The following is a 25,384-nucleotide window of genomic DNA, read 5'->3' on the forward strand; positions in this document are numbered from 1 at the left end:
GGGTGGGGTGTCGAGCCGAACTCACCGTCTCACGGGTATGCGGGCACCGCACCCGCGACACCGAAGGGGGAGACCACGGTGAAGGTCACCGTCGTCGTCGGGCCGTAGCGAGGATTCGCCTCAGGTCCTTCCGTGACCCGGAGCCCGAAGGTGTGCGTCCCTGGTTCCAGGTCGTACACCACACGTTTCAAGGGCACGTTCCCGAGGGTGTGGCGGGTCGCGGTCTGTTTCCCGTCCACGAGGGCGCGTACGTGGAGCTCGGGGGTGCCGTCGAACTCGACGTCTACCGTCAGCCCCGGCCGCCCGAAGGTCAGCCGTCCGGTCACCACGGCGCCGTCGGCCGGCTCGAGGATCTGCGGCAGGTCGAACGTGTACGTCCCGATCGGGTCCTCGACCGGTGCCTGGCCCGGGGCGGCTTGCGTCACGGTGAGCTCGCCGTGGTACCCGGTCCCCAGGCCGTCGAGCGTGAGCTCCCAGGTGCCGTCCTCGCCCACGGTGAGGGAGTTCACGGGCGATCCGGCCTCGTCGGTGACCGTGACGACGGTCCCGGGCGGTGCCTGACCGCTGGTCCGGGGGAAGACCGTGACGGTGCCCGCAGGGGTGGTCGTGCCGAGCACCGGCGGGTCGGGCGGGTCCTCGGTCGGTGTCGGACTGGGCGACGGGCTGGGCGTCGGTGTCGGTGACGGGCTGGGCGTGGGCGTGGGCGTGGGCGCGGTCCTGGTCGGGGAGGGCGTGGGCGTCGCCGTCGACGTGACGGCTGGCGTGGGTGCGGGCGTAGGTGTCGGCACGACCGTCGAGGTCTCGGGCGCCGGTGCGGGTTCGTCGGCCCCGGTCGTGAGGTTCTCGTCCGGTGCGTCGTCGGCCCCGGCGGGTGCTGTGCCTGGTGCTGCCCCACCCGGCCCGGGCGACGTCGTCCCCTCGGTGGGATCGGTCTCCTGGGCATCCTCCGCATCGGAGGGCGTCGGCTCCGAGGTCGTGCTCGGCTCCTCCGGCTCCTCCGGCGTCTCCTCGCCGGCCGACGACGGCGGGGCCGAGGACGCCACGGGGACCGCGCCCGGTGCCTCGGACACCGGTGCACCGCCCAGCACGGCGCTGCCTGCCCACGCCGCGGCGCCGACGACGGCGGTGACCGCGAAACCACCCACGACGGCCTGGACCTGACGGGTGCTGAGCCGTCCCGCACGACGCCCGGTCCCGCCGGCCCCGGCACCGGGGCTCCCACCGGCGGCGCCGACCGCTGCGGTCCCGCCGAGCCCCGCCTCGGCGGCGAGCGCGGGGACACCGAGGAACAGCGGGAGGAGCCCGGCGCGCAACCGCGTCGAGACGTCGTCGAGCTCACCGACGAGCGCGGTGCAGTCGTCGCACTGCGCCACGTGCCGACGGACCTTGTGGTGGACGTCGCGGCTGAGGTTGTCGCGCAGGAAGTCGCCCATCCTCTCGACGCTCCACCGGCAGGCCGGTGCCACCGCCCCGACGTTGATGTGTGCCTGCAGCCACGCCCGTCGCAGCCCTTCGCGGGCCCGGTAGGCGAGCGCCGCGGTGGCCGAGGCAGACAGCCCGAGCAGGGGCGCCGCCTCGCGGGGCCGCATCTCCTCGACCTCGAGGTACCACAGCACGGACTGCCACCGCTCGGGCAGGGCGCGGAAGGCGTGCATCGCCACGGAGCCCTCGACGACGTCGTCGGACAGGTCGCGCGGGTCGGCCTGCTCGGGCAGGTGCTCGACGGGCAGGTCCGCGGGCCGGTGGGACCAGGAGGCCGCGATGTTGCGCAGCGTCTTGTACAGGTACGGGCGGAACGGACCGTCGGGGCCGCGACCGTTGAGCAGGGCGTTCCAGATGCGGAGGTAGGCCTCCTGGACCAGGTCCTCGGGGTCGAAGGCGGCCGTCATCCGGCGTGCGGCGGCCATTCCGGCCCCGGCGTGGCGGTCCCACAGGACGCCGAACGCGCGCTCGGTGCCCGTCCGGGCCGCCGTGGCGAGCTGGTCGTCGCCGAGCTCGTGGAGATCGGCGGCCTCGCCGTCCTGCGGTCCTCGGTGACCGAACCTCATCGACGCAGCCTCCCCCCGCGCACGTGCCTGCTGCCCACCCATTGTCACGCACGCCGGGCGGTGCCCGTGCCGGGTCGGCCTCAGTCCGCCTGGGCGTGCGCCACGTGGGCGAGCTGGCGCCACACGAGCGCCAGCGTGAGCGCCGCGCCAACGAACCCGAACCAGAACGGCGCGGTCAGTCCCCAGTGCTGGGCGATGACGCCGCCGAGCGCGTTGCCCACGACGATGCCGCCGAAGAGGCTCATCATGTACAGCGACCCGACGCGTCCCTGGTAGCGGGTGGGCACGGCCCGGTGCCGCACGGTGTTCGCCACCGTCCCCCACACGAAGCCGTAGGCGCCGAAGACGAACAGCACCACCATCGCCACCCATCCTGTCTCGGTCAGGGCGAGGACGAGGTGGAACAGCACCTCGAGCGAGAGACAGACCTTCATGAGCGTGGACAGCGCGAACCGGCGCTCCAGCCGTCCGTAGAGCACGGTGCCGACCAGCCCGCCGACCGCCGCCGACGTCGTCAGGAGGCCGTAGCCGACCGGCCCCATGTGCAGGTGGTCGAGGGAGTAGAGGACGAGCACGCCCCACGGTGCCGCCCAGGTGATGTTGAAGGAGAGCATCACGAGGGCGAGGGTCCGCACCGGCGGGTTGGTCCAGGTCCAGCGCAGGCCGTCGACGATGTCCTGGCGTACCCGGGTCGGTTCGGCCGGCGGAGGTACGGCGGGCAGCGTCATCCGGGCGATGAGGAGGACCGCGAGCAGCGCGGTGACCACCTGCACGGCGAACGGCCACGCGGTGCCGAGGGCGAAGAGCGCCGCGCCCACGGGCGGCCCGACGAGCTGGTTCGCGGTGAGGAAGCCGGCCTGCAGGCGGGCGTTGCCGGTACCGAGGTCGTTCGTGGGCACGAGCATCGGCAGCAGCGTCTGGGAGGTGGTGTCGGCGAACACCTCGGCGGTGCCCATGAGCAGCATGGCGAGCAGCACGAGCTCGATCGAGACGTGCCCGGTCGCGATCACCGCGACGAGCAGGGTCACGACGGCGGCCCGCAGCAGGTTGGCGACCACGACGACGCGTCGCCGGTCGAGCCGGTCGGCGAGCGCACCGGCCCACAGCCCGAAGAGCAACCACGGCAGCCGTTGCAGCATCGCGGCCAGTGCGACGAGGAACGCCGAGTCGGTCTGCGAGGCGACGAGGAGGGGTCCGGCGGCCAGCGCGATTCCGTCACCGATGTTGCTCGTCCAGCTCGACGCGAGCATCCACCGGAAGGGCACACCCATCCGTGCCGGCACGACCGCCTCGATGACTCTCCTCACCGGTGGAGCGTAGGACCGCGACCGGGACCGGTGCCACATCTTTCGACGTCACAGGGTGTGGGAGCGGTCTCGCACCGGAGGCGGTGAATGCTGTTTCTGTATTGACTGCCAGGTGAGACGCGGGGCAGACTACCTGGTGGCAGCGCGCATCGCCCGCCCCCTGCGCGGTGCGCGCTGTCCTCGACCGGACTTCCGGTCAGACGCCTCCTCGGACCCCCGCCGAGGGGGCGTCGACGGTTCGACCGCTCGGCCCGCTCGGTGCGCCGGTGATTCCGGCCGACCCGGCGTGCCCGGCGCCGCCGCCCGGACGACCGGGTCTACCGTGCTCGCGTGAGAGTCCTCCGCCGATCCACAGCCGCGGCCGCGGCCGAACCCTCGGTCGAGCCGCAGGACGACAGCGCGCCGCAGCGGCCGTCCGACGCCACGAGCCCGTCGGACGCCGGCTCGCGCCCCCCGACGACCGGTCCGCACGAGCCGACCGGACCCGACGGGCCGCCGCGTCCGTCCGGGCCCACCACGACGACCCCGCTCGTCGAGGCGGTGCGCCGGTGGCGTGCCGGGCTGGCCGAGATGGTCGGGGGTTCCACGCTCACGGACGTCGGCACGCTGGGCGAGGCCGTCGTCGACCTGTCGGCCGCGCACCCCTCCGGTGTCGCCCAGCTGTTCGCCGGACGTTCCACGCGGTTGTCCAACCTGGTGCGGGAACCCGGCACGTTCCCGACGGCACGGCGCCGGGCGCGCGCCGTCGTCGTCCGTTCGGCGGAGCACGCCGCGCAGTACGGTCTGGCCCCGACGTCCCTGGCGATCGGTGTCGCGTCGTGGTCCGAGCCCGTCGAGGCGGGCGAGGCGGGCCAGACAGCCGGTGACCGGCACGGTGACCTGACCGCGCTCGCGGAGGTGGCCAGCGCGAGCTCGCCGAGCCCGCCGGAGGACTCCGCGGACTCGCCGAACGACGTCGGCTCCGCCTCCGCCGCGTCACCTGCCCGTCTCGCGCAGGCGGCGGCGGACACGGCCCCGGCCGTCACGACGTCGATCCCGGTCGTGAGCGTGGCCCGGCGCCGGGACGCCCCGGCGCGCCGCCCCACCCCGCCCGACGAGGTGACGCCGGGCACCCGGACCGTGCACGTGCCGATCCTGCTGCGGCCGGTGACGCTCACGCCTCGCGGCGACGGCGAGACCGACTACGAGCTCACGCTGGAGCCGACGGCGGAGATCAACCCGGTCCTGGCGCGCACGTTGCGGGCCCGCGGCGTGCGCGAGGACCTGACCGCCCTCGCCCAGGCGACCTTCACGGCCGCCGGGTTCGACCCGGACGACGTGCTCGACCGGGTGGCCGCGCTCGCGGCCGAGCACCTCGCCGACTTCCGGTGGGAGAAGCGGGTGCTCGTGGGCACGTTCGTGCACCCGGGGCAGGCCCTCGTCGACGACCTGGACGAGCTGGCGCCCGCGCTGGGCCGCCACGAACTGGTCGCGGCGCTCGCCGGTGCCGACCAGGCGGTGGAGCGGGTGTCGACGGCGGAGCTGCCGTCCTCGCGCCGGGGGGATGCCGACCCGTCGCGGGAGCGTGGCGTCGGTGACCTGGACCCGCACCAGCGGCACGTGGTCGACGTGCTGGGCTCGGGGCAGCACTTCTTCGTCGACGCGCCGCTCGGAGCGGACGTCGCGGGCACTCTCGCCGCCGTGGTCACCGAGGCGGCGGCCGCCGGCCGGTCGGTGCTGTACGTGACGGGTCACCGCCGGGCCGCCGACCGGCTGGCGCAGCGCCTGGACGAGCTCGGTCTCGAAGGCCTCTCGCTGGACGTGACCCCGCGGCAGACGTGGCGTGACGACATGTCCGAACGGTTGCTGTCCGCGATGGCGACCGAACCCGAGTCCGTGAGCACGGCGGAGACGGCCGGCCTGCGTGACGCCCTCATCGGCGCGCGCGCCCAGCTCACCGGGTACATCGACGCCCTGCACGCCCGGCGCGAGCCGTGGGGGGTCTCTGCCTACGACGCGCTGCAGGAGCTGGCCCGACTCACCTCGGAGCGTCCGGCGCCGTCGACGTCCGTCCGGCTGGACGCCCGCACGGCCGTCGCCCTGGACGGCGACCGACGACGGCGGCTCGCCGCGGACCTGGGACGTGCGGCCGCGCTCGGCGCGTTCACGTTGCGACCGTCGTCGACACCGTGGTTCGGGGCCCACCTGACCACGATGGACGAGGCTCGCGAGGCGCTGGCGAGGGTGCGGCGGCTGCAGGAGGCGAGCCTGCCGCAGCTGCGCCGGCAGATCGCCTACACCGGCGAGGTGACCGGGCTGGCCGCCCCGACCACCGTGAGCTCGTGGGGCACCCAGCTCTCGATGCTCGCCGGGATGCGCAGCACGCTGGACGTCTTCCACCCCATGGTCTTCGAGCGCACCGCCACCGACCTGGTCCAGGCGACCGCGACCCGGGGCTGGCGCCGGGAGCGCGGCGTCGAGATGGGCTGGTTCACGCGCCGCCGGCTGCGCAAGCGGGCGCGTGACATGGTCCGGCCGGGCGTGCGGGTGACGAACCTGCACGCGGCCCTCGTCGAGGTCGCCGAGCAGCGCGACGTCTGGGCCGAGCACTCGCCCCGCGGCGGGTGGCCCACCCTGCCCGAGGGGCTGGCCACCATCGAGGACACCTACGAGGCCGTCCGTATCGACCTGGCCGCCCTGGAACCGGTCCTGAGCCCGACCACCCACGGTGGCCGCCTGCTCGACCTGGATCTCGACGCGCTCACCGAACGCCTGCACCGGCTCGCCGGCGACCCCGAGGCGCTGGAGACCCTGCCGGAGCGCACGAACCTGCTGCGTCGGGCCCGCGACGCCGGGATCGGCGAGCTCGTGGACGACCTCACCTCCCGGCGTGCGGCCGCCGACCAGGTGGGCGCCGAGCTCGACCTGGCCTGGTGGACGACGGTGTTCGAGCAGATCCTCGACGGCGACCCGACCCTCGCCGGGCAGGACGGCGCCGGTCTCGACGCGCTGGCCCGTCGGTTCCGCGACCTGGACGTCCGTCACCTCGCCGCGCTGTCCCAGCCGGCCAGGGTCGCGGCCCGGGCGCACCTGGGCACGGCGATGCGCGAGGACAGGGAGGGCGCGGAGGCGCTGTTCGCCGAGCTCATCGAGGGGCGGATGACGTCCCTGCGCGACCTCGTCGAGGACTACGGCGACGTCGCGCGGCGCCTGCGACCGGTCGTCCTGGCGACGCCGACCCTGGTGCCGCACCTGCTGCCGCCGCACCGCACCGTGGACCTGGTGGTCCTCGACGCCGTTCAGCACGTGCCGATCGAGGTCGTCGTCACCTGCCTCGCCCGAGGCCGGCAGGTGGTCGTCGTCGGGGACCCGCGCACGGCGTCGGGCACGAGCGTGCGCGAGCTGTCGGAGCTGCTGCCGACGGTGACCCTCCAGCCGCAGGAGAACCGGCGCGACCCCGAGCTCACCCGGCTCCTGGCCGCGCACGGCTACGAGGGGCTGCTGCGTCCCGCGCCGCTGCCCCGGCCGGAGGCGCTGGTCCGGCTCGACGTGGTCGACGGCACGGGCATGCCCGACCCGGACTCCGGGTCGGTCGAGAGCACCCGCGCCGAGGTGGACCGCGTCGTGGAGGTCTCCATCGAGCACGCCCTGACCCGTCCCGAGGAGACCCTGGGCATCGTCACCGTCACCGCGGCGCACGCCGACCGCATCCGGGACGCGCTCCTGGCCGAGGTGCGAGCCAACCCTGCCCTCGCGCCGTTCTTCTCGGGGCGCCGGGCCGAACCCGTCGTCGTGGCCGACATCACGGGGGTCGCCGGTCTGTCCCGGGACACGATCCTGCTCTCGCTGGGCTTCGGCCGCACACCCCACGGGCGGGTGCTGCACCGGTTCGGCGTGCTCGGCGACGACGGCGGGGCGGCGATGCTCCTCGGTGCGCTCGGCGCGACGCGGCACCGGTTGCACGTGGTCTCGTGCTTCCCTGCCGACGCCCTCGACCCCGACCGGTTGCGCGGGCGCGGCCCGCGCCTGCTGCGCGAGCTCCTCGAGCTCGCGGAGCGCCGGTCCGGCGTCGCGGACCAGGTCGAGCTGGGCAACGGGATCGACGCCGGGCGGGTCCCGGACCGGCTGCTCATGGACCTCGGCGAGCGGCTGTGGAGGCTGGGGTACCTCGTGGAGACGGACTACGGCATCGGCGACGGCGACCGGATCCCGCTCGTGGTGGGCCACCCGGACCTGCCGGGGGAGCTGCTCGTGGCCGTGCTGACGGACGACGCCGCCTACGTGGCGGAGCCGTCGGTCAGGGTGCGTGACCGCCAGCTCGCGCAGCGCCTCGAACGGCTCGGCTGGACCGTCGCCCAGGTGTGGTCGGCGGCGGCGTTCCTCGACCCGGAGGGCGAGGCCGACCGGGTGCGCCGGCTGGTGCAGCAGGTGCGCGACGACCGGGTCGGCACCCCTGGCGGCGTACCGGTGCCGCCGGAGGTCGTCGTGCCGGTGCTGGCCGACGACGTGCCCGACGAGATCGTCCAGGACCCGCGGGAGACGATGGGGGAGTGACCGACCCCGCGAAGCATTCCGACGAGTCCCCCCGGTGCGCGCCGGCCGACCGGTCCGCCGTGGCGGACGAGTCGGCCGTGGCGGACGAGTCGGCCGTGCCGACCGAGCCCGCTCCCGGCCGGCGGCGCGGCCCTCGGCGGGCCGTGCGCCGCGGGACCGAGCGGGAGACCGTCTGGGGCGCGACGACCGACGACGAGGGCGGTCACGACTCCAACGACGAGCGCCTGCGCCGCGACGTGCCGCCGCACTGGTGACGGGTCAGGGCTGCCGGGACTGCGCGGCGAGCAGGTCGCGGATCTCGGTGAGCAGCGCCAGGTCGGCCGCCGGCTCCTCGGCGACCTCGTCGTCCACCCGCTGCCGGCGCTCGTTGAGCTTGTTCATCGGCAGGACGATGACGAAGTAGAGCGCCGCGGCGACGAGCAGGAAGTTCAGCACGGCGTCGAGGAACAGCCCGATGCTGAACTGCGAGCCGTTGATCGTGAACGACCAGACGTTCATGATGCTCGGCTTGCCGAAGATCGCGGCGATCAACGGCGTGATGATCCCGTTCATCAGCCCGGTGACGACGGCCGTGAACGCGGCCCCGACGACGATCCCGACGGCGAGGTCGATGACGTTGCCCCGCAGGATGAAAGTCTTGAATCCGGCCAGCATGCGTGGTGAGTCCTCCTGCCCGGGCGCGGTGCGCCCCGCCGGGACGGTCCCGGCACCCGGCACCGATTGTCGCGGGCGCGCGGCGTGACAGCAACGTGGCCCTCAGGGCACGAGCACGGCGGCCACGGCGCCCCACTCGGCGGCGGACGAGACGGCAGCGGCGTCGTCGGGGTCGACGGCCACGAGGGTGACGGCCGCGTCCCGGGCCGCGGGTGGGGCGCTGCCGAGCAGCCCCGCGGCACCGGGCGCGTCGTCGTCGGACCCGAGCGGGGGCAGGACGAGCGCCCGGCGCGCGAGGTAGTCGGCGTCGTCGTCGGTGCCCAGCAGGTCGACGCGGTCGCCGGGTCGCAGCCACGACGCCTCGGTGAGCCGCACACCGACGACGACGGTCCCGTCGGGCGCGCGGGCTGCCATGCCGCCGCCGGCGACGAGGTCGGCGTGCAGGGGCAGGCCCTGGGCCAGCGCGACGGCCGGGGACCGGCCGACGGCGTCGGCGGGGTCGGTCAGCACGCCCGGCGGGGCGAGCTCGGCCGCCACCGTGACCGTGTCCAGGTCTCCGGGTGTCAGCGCCGCGCCGGCGGGCAGCTCGCGGGCCGCGACGACGATCTCCTGGGTGGGCGGCGGCGCGGGCCGCAGCGCCTCGACGGTCGCGCCGGCGGCGAGACCGCAGCAGACGGCGGCGACGACGAACCGTCCGCGCCACAACACCGTCCGGGCGTGGCGGGCGAGCCGGGTCCTGGTGGTGGGCTGCATGCCCGGCACGCTAGGCCGGTGTCCGGCACGCCGAGGCAGTGGCGTGGGTCCGTGTGGACGACGGCGGCCTGTGGGTGGCGACGGTGGCCCGCTGTCAGGCGGGGGCGGCCTTCGACGAGCTCCCGGATCCGCTGGACCCCGATCCGGAGGAGCCGGAGCCCGACGAACCCGAGCCCGACGAGCCGCTGGAACCAGAGCCGGACGAGCCGGAGCTGCCGGACTTCTTGGCGCCGGAGCCGGAGTCCCCGGACGACGAGCCGCCCGAGCTCTTCGAGCTGTTGCGCGAGTCGGTGCGGTAGAACCCGCTCCCCTTGAACGTCACGCCCACCGACCCGTACTGCTTGCGCAGCTGTCCGGAGCACTCGGGGCAGACGGTCAGCGAGTCGTCGGTGAACGCCTGGTGGATGTCGAAGGCGTGGCCGCAGTCGGCGCACCGGTAGGCGTACGTGGGCACGGGGCTCTCCTCGTCGGGCTGGCACTCAGAAGTTGCGAGTGCCAATCATACGCGGACGGTAGTCTCGCCTGCGTGTCAGCGAGCGACCTGCCCTCAGCGAACGACTCCGACCTCGAACCCGGTGAGCCGGACCGGCCGGCCGGCGAGGCCGATCCCGCTCCTGCGCACTCCCGGTTGCGCCGCGCCCTGGTCGGGGTCGCGGTGCTGGTGGCGCTCGCGCTCGTCGCGACCGTCACGTTCACCGTCGTCACGGTCCGCAAGCCGCTGCCCGAGGTGTCCGGGACGCAGAACGTGCCCGGGCTGACCGGTCAGGTCACGGTCCACCGCGACGAGCAGGGTGTGCCCCAGGTCTACGCCTCCACGTCCGAGGACCTCTTCGCCGCCCAGGGCTACCTGCACGCCCAGGAACGGTTCTTCGAGATGGACTACCGCCGCCACGTGACGGCCGGCCGGCTCGCCGAGCTCGTCGGCGACGTCCCCGCCGCGATCGACGCCGACAAGGTCATCCGCACCTTCGGCTGGCGCGACGTCGCCGAGGAGGAGTGGAACCTCGTCTCCCCGGAGTCGCGCAGCTACCTGCAGGCGTACGCGCAGGGGGTCAACGCCTACCTCGCCGACCGCAGCCCGGACGAGATCGCCCTCGAGTACACCGTGCTCGGCACCGCCGTCGACGTCCCCGACCCGGCACCCTGGGACCCCGTCGACTCCCTGGCCTGGCTCAAGGCCATGGCCTGGGACCTGCGCGGCAACTACGACGACGAGCTCGACCGGGCGCTCGCCTACAGCACGCTCGAGGACGTCGAGCTCGTGAACGAGCTGTTCCCGAGCTTCGCCGAGGGAGGCAACACGCCGATCCTCGCGGAGAGCGACCTGACCGTCGGCGACGAGGGCGGGGCCCGGGGGTCCCGCTCCGTCACGGAGGTCGCCTGGGGTGACGCGGCGCTGGACGGCGCCGTGTCGTCCGCCGCCGCCGCCGTCGAGGCCGTCCCCGTCCTCGTCGGCACCGGCGAGGGCACCGGGTCCAACTCGTGGGTGGTGTCCGGAGACCTCACGGAGTCCGGCTCCCCGATCCTGGCCAACGACCCGCACCTGGCGCTCGACGTGCCCAGCCTGTGGTCCCAGGTGGGCCTGCACTGCGAGCAGGTGGGCGACGACTGTCCCTTCGACGTCGCCGGGTTCTCGCTCGCGGGGTTCCCCGGGGTGGTCATCGGGCACAACGCGGACCTCGCCTGGGGCCTGACCAACATGGGTGCCGACGTCACGGACTTCTTCGTCGAGCGGATCCGCGACGACACCTGGTTGCGCGACGCCGACGCGGAGGAGTGGGAGCCGATGGAGGTGCGCTCCGAGACGATCCGGGTCGCGGGCGGCGACCCTGTCGAGCTCGAGGTGCGCTCGACCGGCCACGGCCCGGTGGTGTCGTCCGTCGTCGACGTCGGCGCCGTCGTCGGCTCCCCGACCGAGGCGGGCACCGCGTTCGGCGAGTACGCCGTGTCGTTGTCGTGGACCGCCCTCGAACCGGGACGCACGGCGGACGCGATCTTCGCGATGGACGCCGCAAGCGACGCCGACGACGTCCAGGCCGCGGCCGCGCTCTTCGACGTGCCGGCGCAGAACATCGTGTTCGCGACCACGGACGGCCACATCGGCTACCAGGCGCCGGGGCGCGTGCCGGACCGCCGCCGCGTCACCGGCCCGGTCCCCGCGGACGGCACCTGGCCGCGGCCGGGCTGGGACCCGCGCTACGACTGGCAGGGCTGGGTCGACGCGGAGGACATGCCGCGTGCGCTGGACCCCGAGGAGGGGTTCATCGTGGCCGCGAACCAGGCGGTGCTGCCCTCGGGGGCCGGGCCGTACCTGACGCAGGACTGGGACCACGGGTTCCGTTCGGAACGCATCCGCGAGCTCCTCGGCGAGCAGGTCGCGGCCGGCCGCCCGTTCACCGTCACCGACATGAACGGCCTGCAGAACGACGACTGGTCTCCGTTCGCCGCCGAGCTCGTCCCGGTGCTCCTCGACGTCGAGCTCGACGACCCGTACGACGCCGCGGGCCAGGAGCTGCTGGCCGGGTGGGACTACACGACGGGCACGGACTCCGCGGCGGCGGCGTACTTCAACGCGGTCTGGCGCAACCTGCTGCGGGCCACGTTCTGGGACGACGTGCCGGAGGGCATGCGCCCGAGCGGCGGTTCCCGGTGGCTCGTCGTCGTGCGCGACATGCTGGAGCGTCCCGAGGACCCGTTCTGGGACGACCGGTCGACGGTCAACGTCGTCGAGACCCGGGACGAGGCCCTGACCCAGGCCCTGGTGACGGCACGCCGCGACCTCACGGTCGAGCTGTCCAAGGAGCCGGAGGACTGGAGCTGGGGCGCGCTGCACACCCTGTCCCTGAGCCACCCCGTCGTCGGGGGCGAGGGCGTGCCCGCGCTCGTGCGCGACTACGTCAACCCGCGACCCGTCGAGATGCCCGGCGGCAGCTCCATCGTCAACGCGACGTCGTGGGACGCCTCCACGGGCAGCTTCGCGGTGACCACCGGCCCGTCGATGCGGATGGTCGTCGACCTCGGCGACCTGGACGGATCGACGTGGGTGACCGTGACCGGCACGTCGGGGCACCCCGGGTCCGCGCACTACACGGACCAGCTCTCGGCATGGGCGGCCGGGGAGACGTTCGCCTGGCCGTTCAGCCGGCAGGCCGTGGAGGAGTCGGCGCAGGACACGGCGACGCTCGTGCCCTGAGCGCCGGCTAGACCGCCGGCAGCGGGAGCCAGCCGTCCTGCGTCGCGACGGCGTCCACCGCCACGTCGTGCTGGAGCACGGGCAGCGGCCGCTGCGTCGCGTCGTACAGCTCCTCGGGGAACACCACGGCGACGGACGGCACGCCGGCGCGCACCTGCTTGAGCACGCGGTCGTACCAGCCGCCGCCCTGCCCCAGGCGCGTACCGCGGGTGTCGACGGCCAGCGCCGGGGCGATGACGACGTCGGCCTCGGCGATCACGTCGGCGCCCAGGTTGGGTCCGCCCGGCTCGGGCGGGCGTCCCGGAGCGCGTTCGAGCAGGTCGGACGGACCGGTGTAGTCGGCCCAGTCGCGGGCCAGCCCGGCACCGAGGACGGGCAGCAGCACCCGCGCACCGCGCCCGGCGAGCATCTCCAGCAGCGGGCCGGTGCCCGGTTCGGTGGGCCGCGCCGCGTAGGCGACCACGACGGCGGCGTCGCGCACCGCGGGGATGGTGGCGAGGACCTCGGCCAGCGCGGCGGCAGCCTCGTCGCGGAGCCGCTGGGACCGTTCCGTGCGATGGTGACGGATCGCGCGCCGGAGCTCGTCCTTGGCGTCTTCGGGTTCCATGCCCGCGACGACCGGGTACGGCTGGCGCGCTGTCGAGGCCTTGAGGTCGCCGTGCATGTCCTTATTGTGGCAGGGTCCGGGGCACGGGGGACCCGGCGCGCCGGGTGGACGAGGGAAACCGGGATGAACGATGCGAAGAGGTGGGCGGTGACCAGGCCCTGGCCCGTCACCCTGCGGGAGGACACGCCGTCGGGCGCCGTGGTGCTGCGCCCGCTGCGCCGCCGGGACGGCGGCGAGTGGATGCGGCTGCGCCAGCTCAACGCGTCCTGGTTGCAGAGCTGGGAGGCGACGACGCCGGGCGACCGGCCCGAGGCCACCTCGTTCGCGGACTACGTGCGTGCGCTGAGCGCCCAGGCCCGGGCGGGTACGGGACTGCCCTTCGTGGTGGAGCTGGACGGAGCGCTCGTCGGACAGCTCACCGTGTCGTCCATCCAGTACGGGTCGCTGTGCTCGGGCAGCATCGGTTACTGGGTGGCGCGCGAGCACGCGGGCCGCGGCATCATCCCCACCGCGGTGGCCATGGCGACGGACTACTGCTTCTTCGTGCTGGGGCTGCACCGGATCGAGATCAACATCCGGCCCGAGAACGTGGCGAGCCTGCGGGTCGTGGCCAAGCTCGGATTCCGCGACGAGGGGCTGCGGGAGCGGTACCTGCACATCCAGGGCGACTGGCGCGACCACCGCACCTTCGCGCTGACGGCCGAGGAGGTGCCGGGCGGGCTGCTGGCCCGGTGGCAGCAGGTGCGCGGCGGCGCCTGAGCGTCCAGGTCGCGGACACGCCGCCAGTCGGTCCGGCACGGCTCGCCCTGCCTCGCCTACCGTCGTCGTGTGGAGACGTCGCCGGCAGGACTCGCAGCCCTCGCGCTGTTCGTGCTGTGGCTGGGCTTCTGGGTCCCGCAGCGGGTGCGTCACCGTCAGCAGCTCGCCGACGCGCAGCTCGACGACCGGTTCTCCGGCGGTCTGCGGGTCCTCGCGGTGGCGGACGCGGGCACAGGTGGACCGGGGGCCGGTGGACGACGGAAGGAGCGTGCGATGCGACAGGACCGCGACAGCGTCTCGACGGCGACCGGCGGCCTCCCGCTCGCCGCTGCACGGGCGGCCGGGCCGCCGTCGGGCGCGACGCCGCGCGTACGCACCCAGCGGCTCGCCGTGCTGGAACGGCGTGCCGCGCGGGCGCGCCGCCGCCTGCTGGTGACGCTGCTCCTGGCGCTGGGCACGGGCGGGGCGTGGGCCGCCGTCGGGCTGGGGTACCTGGTGTGGTGGGGTGCGATGATCCCCTCGGCGATGCTGGCGGTCGTGCTGCTCCTGGGCCGGTTCGCGGTGCTCGCGGCGCGGCGCTCGGACGCACGGTGGCGTGCGGAGCGACGGGCCGAGCAGCAGCGCGCGACCCAGCAGCGCACGCTGGCGCACGGCGGACCGTACGCACCGCGCAACCGGGCGCGGATCACGGGGCGCGCCGTGCACCCGTCGGACACCAGCACACGGATGATCCCGCGCGTGCAGCAGACGGCGCCCGCGGCGGAACCCGAGCCCGCCGGGCGTGCGACCGCACCGCGCGAGCCGGCCACCTCCGTCGCCGGCTCGGGCGACCGGGCGGGCGACGACGACCAGGAGCCCGTCCGAGAGGCTCCGGTCCCGTCGCGCCCCACGGGCGAGCCCTGGGAGCCGGTTCCCGTGCCCCTGCCCACCTACGTGACCAAGCCCGCCGCGCCGCGACGGGAGCAGGCCACGACCGTGCCGACGCACCGGACCCGGGACGTGGAGACACCGGAACCGGCACGCGAGAGAGGTCCGGCCGCCGCGTCCTCGGCCGCGTCCGCTCCCTCCGCGCCGGTGCACCCGGCGCGTGACGGGGGGCAGGATGCCTCGTCGACCACCGAGGAGCCCCGCCCCCGCACCGAGACGCTCGGGCTGCCGCTCGAGCAGATCCTGGCCCGACGCCGGGCCGCGGGCTGACTCACCTGCCCGGCCGGGTGGCCCACGTCACGTCCCGGCCGGCGGGCCGATTTGGTCGGGGACGGTGGCAGGGTGCTAATCTTGCTACCGCTCCACGGGGCAGTGCATGGGGCTATGGCGCAGTTGGTAGCGCGTCTCGTTCGCAATGAGAAGGTCGGGGGTTCGAATCCCCCTAGCTCCACCCCAGAAGGCCCGGAACCGATGGTTCCGGGCCTTCGTCGTCCCTCGACGGCAGCTACGGCAGCTACGGCAGCTACGGCAGCGACGGGAGGGGAGATGGTTGACGCCCCGCCGGACCCGCTTAGGGGGATGAGCCCGGCAGGGCGTCTGTTCCTCACGCTAGTGACGCACCGTCAGGGCCCCGTCGGGAACACCTCAGGGAATCATCAAGATCGCTGAACCGCGGCAAACCTGCCCGGCGTCGCGGGCGCGGGCACCGGCCGGTTCATGACGTGCTCAACCTAGGTCAGTCCGGTCGGGCCCGGCGGCGAGGCACTCCCGCAGCTCGGCACGGCTGCGGACGCCGAGCTTGCGGAACGCGGACGAGAGCTGGTTCGTGACCGTGTTCGGTGACGTCCCGGTGACCGCGGCGATCTCCTTGGCCGGGTACCGCTCAGCGGCGAGCCGCACCACCTGCAGCTCGCGGGCGCTGAGCAACAGCTTCCGGTCGGCGTCGCCCCGCCAGGTGGCCATGCCTGGTACCTGGGACCGTAGCGCGTCCGCCCGGACCCGGTGGCGCCGGCCGGCGGGTGTGCGCCGCCTGCGGTCGAGGTGGTCGGCGAGTGCGAGCCAGGTGTCCGTGGCCGTGGTCACCAGCCCGAGCTCGTTCGCCTCGTCGGCGATCGTGGACAGCGCCTCGAGGTCCCCGTCCGCCGCCGCGCGCCCGTGCCGGGCGAGGAGCTGCAGCAGCCCCCCGCCGGCCGTCGCCACGGCGTCGTCGAGGACGGACGTCGCGGCCGACACCTGCCGGTCGATGCGGACGGCGCAGTGAGCGAGCATGCCGGCGAGGTAGGTGTGCTGGGCCGCGAGCAGCCACCGGGCCGAGTCGACCAGCTGCTCGGCGGCCCGGTCGCGGTACCCGTCCGCGCCGGAGCGCCACGCCTCGCCCCACGTGCGCAGCATGACCACCTTGGGGTCACCGGAGGCCGCGCCCGGCAGGGCGTCCCACGCCTTGCGCGCCTCGACAGTGCGGCCCGTCGCTTGCGCCGCGGCTCCCGCGAGCGCCAGGGCGGCCGGCAGCACACCCGAGACGTCCCGCCACTGCAGCCGGGACACGGCATCGGTGGCCAGCGCGAAGGCCTCCTCGGCGTCGGCGGCCAGCAGCTCGGTCAGCCCCAGGGCGTACTGCCATGCGCCGACCGCCTCGGGGGTCTGCTCGGTGGCCGCGGCGATCGCGTCCCGGACCCGGCGGCGCGTGGCCTGCACGTCGCCGGTGTAGGACAGGGCCATGGCGTCGGCCAGCTCGACGAGCAGCGAGCCGGCCGGCACCTGCGCGAGCATCTCCGCAGGCGCCCGCCGTAGCCGGTCCACGAGCCGCTCGGTCATCTCCAGCGGTCCGGTGACGACGCCCGACATCGCGACCATGATCATCCCGTAGGTCGTCTCGGCGTCGGTGGGTCCGCTCGGTGCCTCGACGGGCGTGGTGGCCGTGGCGCCGGCGACCGCACGCCACCGCAGGGCGGCGCGGCGCAGGTGAGCGGCGTCGTCGCCGTCCGGCAGCCGGGCCAGGGTCTCCTCCAGGACCGTCCGCGCTCCCGTGGCGTCCCGGTGGTGCAGCCCGTGGTGGTGTGCCCGGGCGAGGGCGACCGCCACCTGCTCGGCGGGCGTCGTCGCCCTGTCCTGGGCCGCGTCCAGATACCGGTCGCCCTGCTCGGTGTCCCCGAGCCCGGAAGCGGCCAGGCCCGCGATCCGGTGCGCCTCGACCGCGTCGGGCGCCTGGCCGAGCGCGGCGTTGGCAGCTCTGAACGCCAGGCGGTCGTCGTGGGCGGCCAGGGCCAGCCGCGCGAGGTCGAGGGTCGCGGCGACATCGAACGGCTCACCGAGGTCGAGCGCCAGAAGTGCGGCCCGACGGCGGGACGGCCCGCCGGGTCCCGGCCCGGCGGAGGCCGCGTCGCCGTCGCGCAGGGCACGGACGGCCTCGGCAGTGAGATCTCGCCACAGCGCGGCAGGCATCGCGGCACGCAGCGCCTCACCGTCGAGGGGGCCCGCGAGCTGCAGCCGTCCGTCCGTGGTGACGTCGACGACCCCCGCCCGGACGAGGGCGCGCCGCAGTGCGTCGTCCAGGGCCGCCGGTGGGCACTCGCCGGCGATCGCGACGACGGCCGCGGCCTCGCGGGCGGCCTCGTCGAGCCGGTCGAACCGGCGGCGCAGGGCCTGTGCCAGGCGGGTCGTCGGCACAGGGTCGCCCACCAGCTCCCACCCGTGCGGCGTCGGCACGAGGCGGCCCTCGTCGAGAGAGCCGCGCACGACCTCGCGCAGGTGCAACGGGTTGCCGCCCGTCGCGGCGACCAGGCGGGGCAGGGTCGCCGGGGTGACGGGACCCGACAGCTCGTCCGTGAGGAGCTGCGCCGACCGGGCGGTGTCGAGCCCTTCGAGTCGCACCGCGTCGAGGTCGCCGGCGTCGTACAGGCTCCCGACGGTCTCGGGGAGGGCGGCGAGGTCACGGGCGGTGAGCACGGCGCGGAGGCGAGCCCTGCGCAGCAGCTGGCCCACGACGAACAGGGAGGCGTCGTCGAGGTGCTCGACGTCGTCGACCAGGAGCAGGGTGGTCGAGCGGCGCCGGGTCAGGACGTCGACGAGGCCGGCCGGCGTCTGCTCCGCGGGGTCGATGCCCGGCAGGCCCGAGAAGACGCCGAGGGGGATCTCCCGGCCGAGGCCGCAGGCGCTGAGGACCGGTGCGCTGCCGCCTCGACCCTCGTGGTCCGCCGCCACGGCGCGCAGCAGGTGGCTCTTGCCGATGCCGGGCGGGCCGGTGATCAGCACCGCCCGACCAGTGCGGGTCAGGGCGACGATCTCGCCATGGGCGTTCGACGTCAGGGCAGGGCCGGGCAAGCGTGATCGTCCTCCGGTGCGGGGCTGAGGCCTCCAAACTATGGCGCCCCGGCCCCGACGACCCGCCGGGCCGGACGGGTGTCGAGGACTTCACCCGCCCGGGTCCGCCCCCGCCGGCACCTGACCGATGTCGGCGCTCACCGGCAGGCGACGGTCTCGGCGGGGACGTCCATCACGAACTCGACGTCGACCGTCTCGGTCTGCGTCAGCCCGTCGACCAGGGTGGCCGCACCGATGATTCTGCCGTCCTCGTGCACGACCTCGGCCGACTCCGGACTGCCGAAGACTCCCTCGGGCCCGGCCCACGAGACGTCGTCGAACGGCGCACCGCCGATCGTCTGCACGGAGACGTCGACCTGGACACGCTCTCCCTCGTGCGTGCCCAGACCTTGCAGCTCGAGCTCGCGGTCGATCCCCGCGTCCTGCAGCGGATCGCAGCTGCGGACCTCGTCGAGCGAGTACTCGATGCCGCCGACGGTCACCGTTCCGGCGCTCGACCCGTCGTCGTCGGGCTCCTCCGGCCCGGAACCCTCGTCCGATGCGGTCGCCTCCGGCTCGGTCTCCGGGGCACCGTCGGGGCCGGCCGCCGCGTCGGTCTCCGTGCCTGCTGCGGACTCCTCGACGTCGTCGTCGTCGGGGATGGTGTCGTCACCTGCGGCGCAGCCGCCGACGAGCAGGGTGGTCAGGGCGGCTGCGGCGAACGCGCGGGCCGGCATGCGGCAGAGGGTTCTCATCGTGGGTGCTACCTCTCGGGTGATCATGGGTGCCGTCACGGACAGGAGACGGCGGCGGTGACCGCGTGGTGGACGGTCATGCTCTCCGCCCGGCTGCGGCGCGACGGGCGGTCAGGACGAGCGCCATGCCGAGCAGCATCGTCCCGACGGCGACCACGACGGTCACAGCCGGTGAGGCGCCGGTGGCGGGCAGCGCGGACGACGCCGCGACGGTGTCGGTCGGAACCGGCGTCGTCGCGGGCCTCGCGCCGTCGTCGCCCCCATCCGTCCCGCCCCTGGACACCCCGCTGTCGTCGACGAACCCCGCCGGAGCGTCGGCGGTGTCCGTTCCGTCGACCTCGTCGACCTCGTCGACCTCGACTACCTCGACGACCACGCTGCCTCGCGCCTCGCTGGCCTCGTGCGTGCCCGTGATCGTGTGGGAGCTGGCGGTGGGGAAGGTGACCTGGTCGCCCGCGACGACGTCGGTGGCGACGTCCGAGGCGAACAACGTGTCGTCGGTGACGTCGCCGAGCGAGGTCCCGGCGGCGTCGAAGCCCTCGGCGGCCAGCGTGACCGTCCCGCCGACGTCCACCCGGGCGGCCGACGCCGTCACCTCGATGGCCGCGACGCGCGGGGAGTCGTCCCGCCACAGCGCCGACAGGGTCGTGTCGGCGCGCAGCGGCTGGCCATAGGTCCACGGTGAAGGGTCGTCGCCGACGGTCGTCCAGCCGGCGAAGAGCAGTCCGGGGGCGGTCGGCGTCGGCGGGGCGTCGTCCGGGACGATGGTGCCCCAGGGCGCGTCGTCCTGCGGCGTGCCGAGGTCGAGGGGGACGAGCCGGCTCTCCGGCAGGTGCGCGCCGGTGGCGGCGCCGGCGACGAAGTCGACCTCGATCAACGGTTCGGTCGCCAGCCCGTACCAGGTCGGCCAGGTGAAGGCCTGCGGGAGGCCGCTCGTCTCACCGTGCCGCCAGAGGTGCTCGACGCGCGGCGTCGTGGCGTCGTCCCGCGCGACGGGCGAGTTCTCCGGCCCACCGATGATCTCGGGCGCCGGCCCGAGGAACCGGATCGTCCCGAGGGTGGGGTTGTCCTGGAAGACGTCCTGGCCCATGGTCGCGAGTGCGGGGGGCAGGTCGACCTGTGCGAGGGCGTTGTCGCTGAACACGCCGTGGCCCAGGTACTCCAGCCCGGCCGGCAGGTCGATCGAGGTCAGCTCGTTCTCGCTGAACACGCTGTTGCCCAGGTGCGTCATCGACCCGGGCAGGTCGATCGAGGCCAGGGCGTTCCCGCCGAACGCGCGGACGCCGTTGATCCCCGTGACCGACGGGGGCAGCACGAGCTCGGTGAGCCGGTTGCCCTCGAAGGCACGGTTGCCGATAGTGGTCAGCCCGTCGGGCAGCGCGACCGCCTCGAGCCCCTCGTCCTGGAACGCGCCCGCACCGACCGCGCGGACCGGGACGCTCCGACCGTCGATCGTCACCGACGGGGGCAGGGTGACGGCGGGGTGCTCGTCGTTGCCGACCGGGTCGTAGGACGTCGCCGCAGCGCCGAGGCTCGGGCTCGCGGGGGACCGGAGCTCGTAGCCGACTCCGTCGAGATCGACGGTGTCGGCGGCCGCAGCAGAGGTGGCCAGGGCGGGGAGGAGCAGGACGAGCGCGGCCGCACCGAGGGCCCAGCGGGCCGGTCGGACGTCGGGGCATCGAGAAATGTGCATGGCGGCTCTCTCCAGGGACTGTCGGACCCCAAGACGGTAGGAGCGGCCCGTGAGACGCAGCAATGGTCACTTGTTGACTACGTGCCGGTGCCGGTGCCGGTGCCGGTGCCGGTGCCGACCGGACGGGTCGGACGCGGCCGCACGCGCACGCCCTCCTGCGTGACCTCAGCATGAACGACCGTGAACAATGGCCGAACACTGCGCGTGCTGCCCGATATGTCTGGAAGTGCGCGAGGCGGTCGCGTCATCCTTGGCCGCGTGCATGACGAGATCTCCGAGGTGGCCCGGCATCGTCAGGTCCGCGGCGGTGCCCGGCTCGCCGGGATCGTCACCGACCTGGCGCGACCCGTCGACGTCGTCGGGTCGTCGATGCCCGTCGGCCAGCTCGAGGTGATGTTCCGCAACCCGGAGGTGACGTGCGTCGTCGTGGTCGAGGACGGCGGGACGCGCACCGGTGTCATCATGCGGTCCGGCCTCACGGCCGCGCTGACCGGGCGGCTCGGCTACGGGCGCGCGGTGCTCGAGCGCAGGCCCACCTCCGCCGTCACCGACTGGAACCCGATGGTGGTGCACCCGCACGACGCCGTGTCCGCCGTCGCCACCCGGGCCATGGAGCGCGCCGACGACCACCGCTACGACGACGTGCTCGTCGCCGGCGACCGCTGGGCGAGCGCCAGCACCGCGGACCTGATGCGCTCGCTCGTGGCGGCGCTCGCGGACCGGTCCACGCACGACCCGCAGACGCGGTTGCCCACGCGGGCGGCGACCTGGCACTCGTTGGCCCGGCGGTGCGAGCTCGTGCGAGGCACCGGCACGCGGGTCGTGGTCGTGCTGCTGGACGTGCGCGGCATGGCGGCGCTCAACGCCCGCCACGGCTTCACGGTGGGGGACACGGTGCTCGTCGAGCTGGCCGCACGGATGTCCGGCGGGCTGCCGCGCGGGTGCGAGGCAGGTCGGGTGGACGGCGACCGCTTCGCGGTGCTCGCGACCCTTCCGCCGATGGACGACATCCAGGCCGCGGCGTCGGCCGACCACCTGCGTCGGCACGTGCTGGCGAACCTCGCCGGGCCCTCCGGCGCGGTCGACGCCCTCGTGTGGCCGGAGCTGCGCTCCTCGGTGGTGTGGTCCGTGGCAGGTTCGGCCTCGTCCGAGGAGCTGGTGCGCGAGGCCGAGTCCCGCCTGACGCGGAGCGCTGGTCAGGCCGAGCGGCCGGCCCGTCCGGAGGTGCCGCTCGATCCGGCAGCACCGGCTCCGCAGCCCGCGGCGCCTGCGCAGCGGCCCCCGGACGCCGCTGCCCTCCCGCTGCGCCGGGTCGGCTGACCCCCTCGACGACGAGACCGACTTCGCACCGGACCATGGCTGACGCCTCATGGACGTGGACCAGGAGGCGGCGGAGGCGGCCGCGCTCTTGCACGTCCCCGTATCCCGACCGGCGCACGATGCGCTGATCGCTGCGGCGGCCGTGGTCCATCGGCTGGTTGTCGCGACGCGCAACGGGAAGGACTTCGCGCCATGGGGCATCGTGATCGAGAACCCGTGGGAGCCGAAGGGCTGAGCATGGGACGCGGCATCGACCTGGTGCCCAGAATGCGCGAGGATGGGTACGTGCGTGTACGGAACGCCCGATTCGTCCTGACCATCTGCCTGGCCGCGCTCGTCGCCGGCTGCGCTGCTGACGACCCACCGCCCGAGCCAGACGGCCCGGCCGTCGACACGGTCGTCGCTGCTCCGACGAGCCACACCCTGCTGCTGCCGGCGACGGACCCGGCCGAGCTCGCCCTGACGACGAGCCAGCAGGTCTTCGAGCGCTCGCCGGTCGCGGTCGTGGCCGCCGGGTACCCGGCCGCGGACGGGCCCGACGGTTCCGACGGTGCGCCTGACGACGGCACGTCCGACGGTCCGGCGCCTGACCCGGCCTCGGACCCCACGTCCGACGGCGCGGCGGTGCGAGGAGCGCAGGCCGCGGCCGCCGAGCTGCTCGGCGCCCCCGCCCTCGTGGTCGGCGGCGCTGTCTCGCCCCATGGCGTCGCCGACGAGCTGGAGCGGCTGGGCGTGCAGGTGGCGGTGGTGGTGAGCCCGGCGACGTCCCCCCCCAGCTCGGCGGACACCGGGTCCTCGCAGAGCCCGGGCGCCCCGCCGGGGGAGGCGACCCCGTCCGACGGCGGCACCGCGGACGGGACGAGCGACGCGGAGCGGGCGGCCACGACCGCAGGTGCCGCCGTCGTGCACCTGCGCGCGGACGCGCTGCCGGGCCGCTCCGAGGATCAGGGGGCGCTGAGCACCACCGAGGCGTCCCGCCTGCAGGACGAGGTGGCCGCGGCCCTCGCGAGCGGAGCGACGGCGGACAGCGGTGAGGCCGCGCAGACCGGCCTGCGCGAGGTGCTCGCGCTGACCGACCCGCAGCCCGGCCAGGAGGCCGCGATCGCGACGCTGCGTGCGGCCGGCGCGGTCGACCACGAGGTGCCGGACGGGGACATCGGCGCCTCGCCGGAGTCCATCGAGCAGATCGACATGGCCCAGGCGCTCGCCGTGGTCGGTGTCGGTCCCACGTTCGGGGACGCGACCGAGTTCGCGTGGCGCGTGGCGGCGGCCGAACGGGGCGAGCTGCTGCCGACGGGCACCCAGCACCTGCTCCCGGCCCGCTACGTCACCACCGCGGGGAGCCGGTACGACGAGCCCTCCGACGTCGTGGCCCGCGCCGCGGCGACGGCGGAGGCGTACGCCGACCTGGAGGGCGGGCCGGTCGTGCCGACCGTCGTCGTCGAGGGCAGCGCCGTGGAACCGCTCGCCGAGCTGGAGCCGCTGGTCGACGCGGCGCTCGCGGCGGACCAGTACGTGCTGCTGGACGTCGGGGCGGGGGAGTCGACGCTGATCGAGGGCGTCGAACCGCTCGGCGAGCTCCTGGAGCGACCGGGCGTGGGGGTCGCGCTGCACCCGGAGCAGCGCCGGGGCGAGGGGCTGCCGCCAGGACAGGTGGCGGTGGAGGAGGTGGAGGCCGTGATCACCTATATTGAAGGGGTGGTTACTAATCACGGTCTGCCCCCGACGACGGTGGTCGTGCACCAGACACGTCCCGAGTCCGTCGTCGACCGTGAGCACCTCGCCGACGTGGCCGCCGCCACGGACGCGGTCGAGATCGTCCTCGCCGCGGACCGCACCGGCGGACCGACCACCACGGAGTGGGTGTGGGGCCGTGTGATCGACGACGTCCCCGACGGGGTGCACGCCGGCTGGGCGGGACCGACCTACCTCCCGGGCCCGGCGGCCGACCTCGTCCCGACAGACCCGGCGCCGCTGCTCGTCGCCGGGCCCTGACCAGGAGAACCCATGCTCCCCCTCATCCCGTGGCCCACCGAGGTCATCGAGGCCACCGACGCCTCCGATCGCGGCGCCGCGCGCCTGCCGCTGCCGGCCGTGCAGCTCGACGCGCCCGCCGACCTCACCGCCGTCGTCGCCGAGCAGCTCGCCGCCGCCGGCGTGCCCGTCGTCGGTGCCAGTACCGGTGCCGGTGCCGAGACGGCCGAGCCCCCCGCCGGTGCTGCCGACGCCGTGCCGTTCGCCCTGCGTCTCGACCCGGACGCCGGCCCCGCCGCCTCGGACAGCCCGGAGCGCTACACGCTGCGGGTCACGGAGGCGGGCGTCGAGGCGACGGCGGCCGCGCCGGTCGGGCTGCTGCACGCCGCCCGGACGCTGCGGCAGCTCGTGACCGACGGCGCGAGCGTGCCCCTCGTCGTCGTGCACGACGCCCCGCGCTACGCCTGGCGCGGGCTCAGCTTCGACGTGGTGCGCCACTGGTTCGGGCCGGACGACATCCGGGCGGTGGTCGACCTGGTGGGCGCGTTCAAGCTGCGCGTGCTGCACCTGCACCTGACGGACGACCAGGGCTGGCGGATCGAGATCCCGTCGCGGCCCGAGCTGGAGAAGGCCTCGGACAACCAGGTCGGTGGCGGGTCCGCCGGTCACCTCACCTCGGCCGACTACGCGGCCCTCCAGGAGTACGCCGCGGCCCGGTTCGTCACGATCGTGCCCGAGTTCGACATGCCGGGCCACGTCAACGCCGCCACGCACGTCTACGGCGCGCTCACCGCCGACGGCCTCGCGACCGACGCCTACGACGGCATCGAGGTCGGGTTCTCCCGGCTGTGGTTCGACAACCCGGCGACCGAACCGTTCCTGCGGGACGTGATCGGCGACCTCGCCCGCATGACGCACGGCGAGTGGGTGCACGTCGGCGGTGACGAGGTCCTGACGATGGACCACGCCGAGTTCGCGCGGTTCGTCGACCTGGCGCAGCGGATCGTCCGCGAGCACGGCAAGACGCCGATCTTCTGGCAGGAGGGTGCCCGCGGGCCGGTCGAGGCCGGGACGCTGCTGCAGTACTGGGAGCCGAAGGGCGAGGAGTTCGACCGGTTCGTCGCCGCGGCCGAGAGCGGGGCGCGGTTCGTCATGTCTCCGGGGAACCACGCCTACCTCGACATGAAGTACACCCCCGAGCACCCGCTGGGCCTGGAGTGGGCGGGTCACGTCGAGCTGCGCGACTCCTACGCGTGGGAGCCGAGCGCCGTCATCGACGGCCTGCCGCCCGCGGCTGTCGAAGGGGTGTCCGCCGCCGTCTGGACCGAGACCCTCACCACGCGCGACGAGCTGTTCTCGATGCTCCTGCCGCGCCTCGGCGCCGTCGCCGAGGTGGCCTGGTCCGCGCCGGAGCACAAGGACTTCGACGGGTTCGCCGCCCGCACCGCCGCCGCCGCACCGGCGTGGCGGTCCGCGGGCTGGGCGTTCCACCAGACCCCGCAGGTCGCCTGGTGAGCTGAGGCGAGCCGGACTGAAAGCAGCCGGGGGCGAGGACGCCCGC

The 25,384-nt window shown here is 74.7% G+C and carries 18 protein-coding genes and 1 tRNA gene; 10 read left to right on the top strand and 9 right to left on the bottom strand.

What is annotated here, in order from left to right; all coding sequences use genetic code 11:
- Window positions 1-29: 29 nt before the first annotated feature.
- Window positions 30-2,048: a sigma-70 family RNA polymerase sigma factor gene (locus UQW22_RS09420; protein WP_407316447.1), complete on the bottom strand. Its 2,019-nt coding sequence runs from the start codon at window positions 2,046-2,048 to the stop codon at window positions 30-32.
- Between the two features lie 80 nt (window positions 2,049-2,128).
- Window positions 2,129-3,355 (bottom strand): MFS transporter, encoded by a 1,227-nt coding sequence (locus UQW22_RS09425; protein WP_407316449.1) that lies wholly within the window; start codon window positions 3,353-3,355, stop codon window positions 2,129-2,131.
- Window positions 3,356-3,685: 330 nt separating this feature from the next.
- Here UQW22_RS09425 and UQW22_RS09430 point away from each other — a divergent pair, with 330 nt between their 5' ends.
- Together UQW22_RS09430 and UQW22_RS09435 are read left to right on the top strand one after the other, a co-directional pair.
- Window positions 3,686-7,888 carry a hypothetical protein gene (locus tag UQW22_RS09430; RefSeq protein ID WP_407316451.1) on the top strand — a complete coding sequence of 1,401 codons (4,203 nt, stop codon included), beginning with the start codon at window positions 3,686-3,688 and terminating at the stop codon, window positions 7,886-7,888.
- Entirely contained in the window at window positions 7,885-8,142 is a 258-nt protein-coding gene (locus UQW22_RS09435) for a hypothetical protein (protein ID WP_407316453.1), read from the top strand. The genes UQW22_RS09430 and UQW22_RS09435 overlap by 4 nt, the downstream gene beginning before the upstream one ends.
- Window positions 8,143-8,146: 4 nt before the next feature.
- Here the strand turns inward: UQW22_RS09435 and mscL are convergent, their stop codons facing one another.
- The 3 genes from mscL to UQW22_RS09450 all read right to left on the bottom strand — a co-directional run bounded on the left by mscL (window position 8,147) and on the right by UQW22_RS09450 (window position 9,749).
- The gene (mscL, locus tag UQW22_RS09440) at window positions 8,147-8,542 is read right to left on the bottom strand and encodes a large conductance mechanosensitive channel protein MscL (RefSeq protein WP_407316455.1); all 396 of its coding nucleotides are present in this window, start codon (window positions 8,540-8,542) and stop codon (window positions 8,147-8,149) included.
- Window positions 8,543-8,644: 102 nt separating this feature from the next.
- Complete coding sequence (locus UQW22_RS09445; RefSeq protein WP_407316457.1) at window positions 8,645-9,295, bottom strand: SAF domain-containing protein; 651 nt, start codon at window positions 9,293-9,295, stop codon at window positions 8,645-8,647.
- Window positions 9,296-9,389: 94 nt separating this feature from the next.
- The gene (locus tag UQW22_RS09450) at window positions 9,390-9,749 is read right to left on the bottom strand and encodes an FmdB family zinc ribbon protein (RefSeq protein WP_407316460.1); all 360 of its coding nucleotides are present in this window, start codon (window positions 9,747-9,749) and stop codon (window positions 9,390-9,392) included.
- A 174-nt stretch (window positions 9,750-9,923) separates the two neighbouring features.
- On the opposite strand from UQW22_RS09450, the gene UQW22_RS09455 reads away from it, so the two are divergent.
- Window positions 9,924-12,488, top strand: a complete 2,565-nt coding sequence (locus UQW22_RS09455; protein ID WP_407320767.1) for a penicillin acylase family protein — start codon at window positions 9,924-9,926, stop codon at window positions 12,486-12,488.
- 7 nt (window positions 12,489-12,495) lie between these two features.
- On the opposite strand, the gene UQW22_RS09460 is transcribed toward UQW22_RS09455, so the two are convergent.
- Window positions 12,496-13,152 (bottom strand): 5-formyltetrahydrofolate cyclo-ligase, encoded by a 657-nt coding sequence (locus UQW22_RS09460; protein ID WP_407316462.1) that lies wholly within the window; start codon window positions 13,150-13,152, stop codon window positions 12,496-12,498.
- Window positions 13,153-13,218: 66 nt separating this feature from the next.
- Here UQW22_RS09460 and UQW22_RS09465 point away from each other — a divergent pair, with 66 nt between their 5' ends.
- The 3 genes from UQW22_RS09465 (at window position 13,219) to UQW22_RS09475 (ending at window position 15,232) form a co-directional block, all read left to right on the top strand.
- Window positions 13,219-13,854, top strand: coding sequence for a GNAT family N-acetyltransferase (locus tag UQW22_RS09465; protein WP_407316464.1), 636 nt, complete (start codon window positions 13,219-13,221; stop codon window positions 13,852-13,854).
- A 69-nt stretch (window positions 13,855-13,923) separates the two neighbouring features.
- Window positions 13,924-15,051 (top strand): hypothetical protein, encoded by a 1,128-nt coding sequence (locus tag UQW22_RS09470; RefSeq protein ID WP_407316466.1) that lies wholly within the window; start codon window positions 13,924-13,926, stop codon window positions 15,049-15,051.
- A gap of 108 nt (window positions 15,052-15,159) precedes the next feature.
- Window positions 15,160-15,232: transfer RNA gene (locus tag UQW22_RS09475), tRNA-Ala, on the top strand.
- A gap of 275 nt (window positions 15,233-15,507) precedes the next feature.
- Here UQW22_RS09475 and UQW22_RS09480 read toward each other — a convergent pair.
- The 3 genes from UQW22_RS09480 to UQW22_RS09490 all read right to left on the bottom strand — a co-directional run bounded on the left by UQW22_RS09480 (window position 15,508) and on the right by UQW22_RS09490 (window position 20,529).
- Complete coding sequence (locus UQW22_RS09480; protein WP_407316468.1) at window positions 15,508-18,102, bottom strand: LuxR C-terminal-related transcriptional regulator; 2,595 nt, start codon at window positions 18,100-18,102, stop codon at window positions 15,508-15,510.
- Window positions 18,103-18,239: 137 nt separating this feature from the next.
- Window positions 18,240-18,818: a hypothetical protein gene (locus tag UQW22_RS09485; protein WP_407316470.1), complete on the bottom strand. Its 579-nt coding sequence runs from the start codon at window positions 18,816-18,818 to the stop codon at window positions 18,240-18,242.
- A 94-nt stretch (window positions 18,819-18,912) separates the two neighbouring features.
- The gene (locus UQW22_RS09490) at window positions 18,913-20,529 is read right to left on the bottom strand and encodes a leucine-rich repeat domain-containing protein (RefSeq protein WP_407316472.1); all 1,617 of its coding nucleotides are present in this window, start codon (window positions 20,527-20,529) and stop codon (window positions 18,913-18,915) included.
- 258 nt (window positions 20,530-20,787) lie between these two features.
- On the opposite strand from UQW22_RS09490, the gene UQW22_RS09495 reads away from it, so the two are divergent.
- The 4 genes from UQW22_RS09495 to UQW22_RS09510 are packed head-to-tail and all read left to right on the top strand — an operon-like array spanning window position 20,788 to window position 25,338.
- Window positions 20,788-21,849, top strand: a complete 1,062-nt coding sequence (locus UQW22_RS09495; protein ID WP_407316474.1) for a diguanylate cyclase domain-containing protein — start codon at window positions 20,788-20,790, stop codon at window positions 21,847-21,849.
- 49 nt (window positions 21,850-21,898) lie between these two features.
- Window positions 21,899-22,084 carry a hypothetical protein gene (locus UQW22_RS09500; RefSeq protein WP_407316476.1) on the top strand — a complete coding sequence of 62 codons (186 nt, stop codon included), beginning with the start codon at window positions 21,899-21,901 and terminating at the stop codon, window positions 22,082-22,084.
- A gap of 2 nt (window positions 22,085-22,086) precedes the next feature.
- Complete coding sequence (locus UQW22_RS09505; RefSeq protein WP_407316478.1) at window positions 22,087-23,844, top strand: hypothetical protein; 1,758 nt, start codon at window positions 22,087-22,089, stop codon at window positions 23,842-23,844.
- Window positions 23,845-23,856: 12 nt separating this feature from the next.
- Window positions 23,857-25,338 (top strand): family 20 glycosylhydrolase, encoded by a 1,482-nt coding sequence (locus UQW22_RS09510; protein WP_407316480.1) that lies wholly within the window; start codon window positions 23,857-23,859, stop codon window positions 25,336-25,338.
- Window positions 25,339-25,384: the final 46 nt, after the last annotated feature.

It is taken from the genome of Isoptericola halotolerans (assembly GCF_045689585.1).
Lineage (GTDB): Bacteria > Actinomycetota > Actinomycetes > Actinomycetales > Cellulomonadaceae > Isoptericola > Isoptericola halotolerans_B.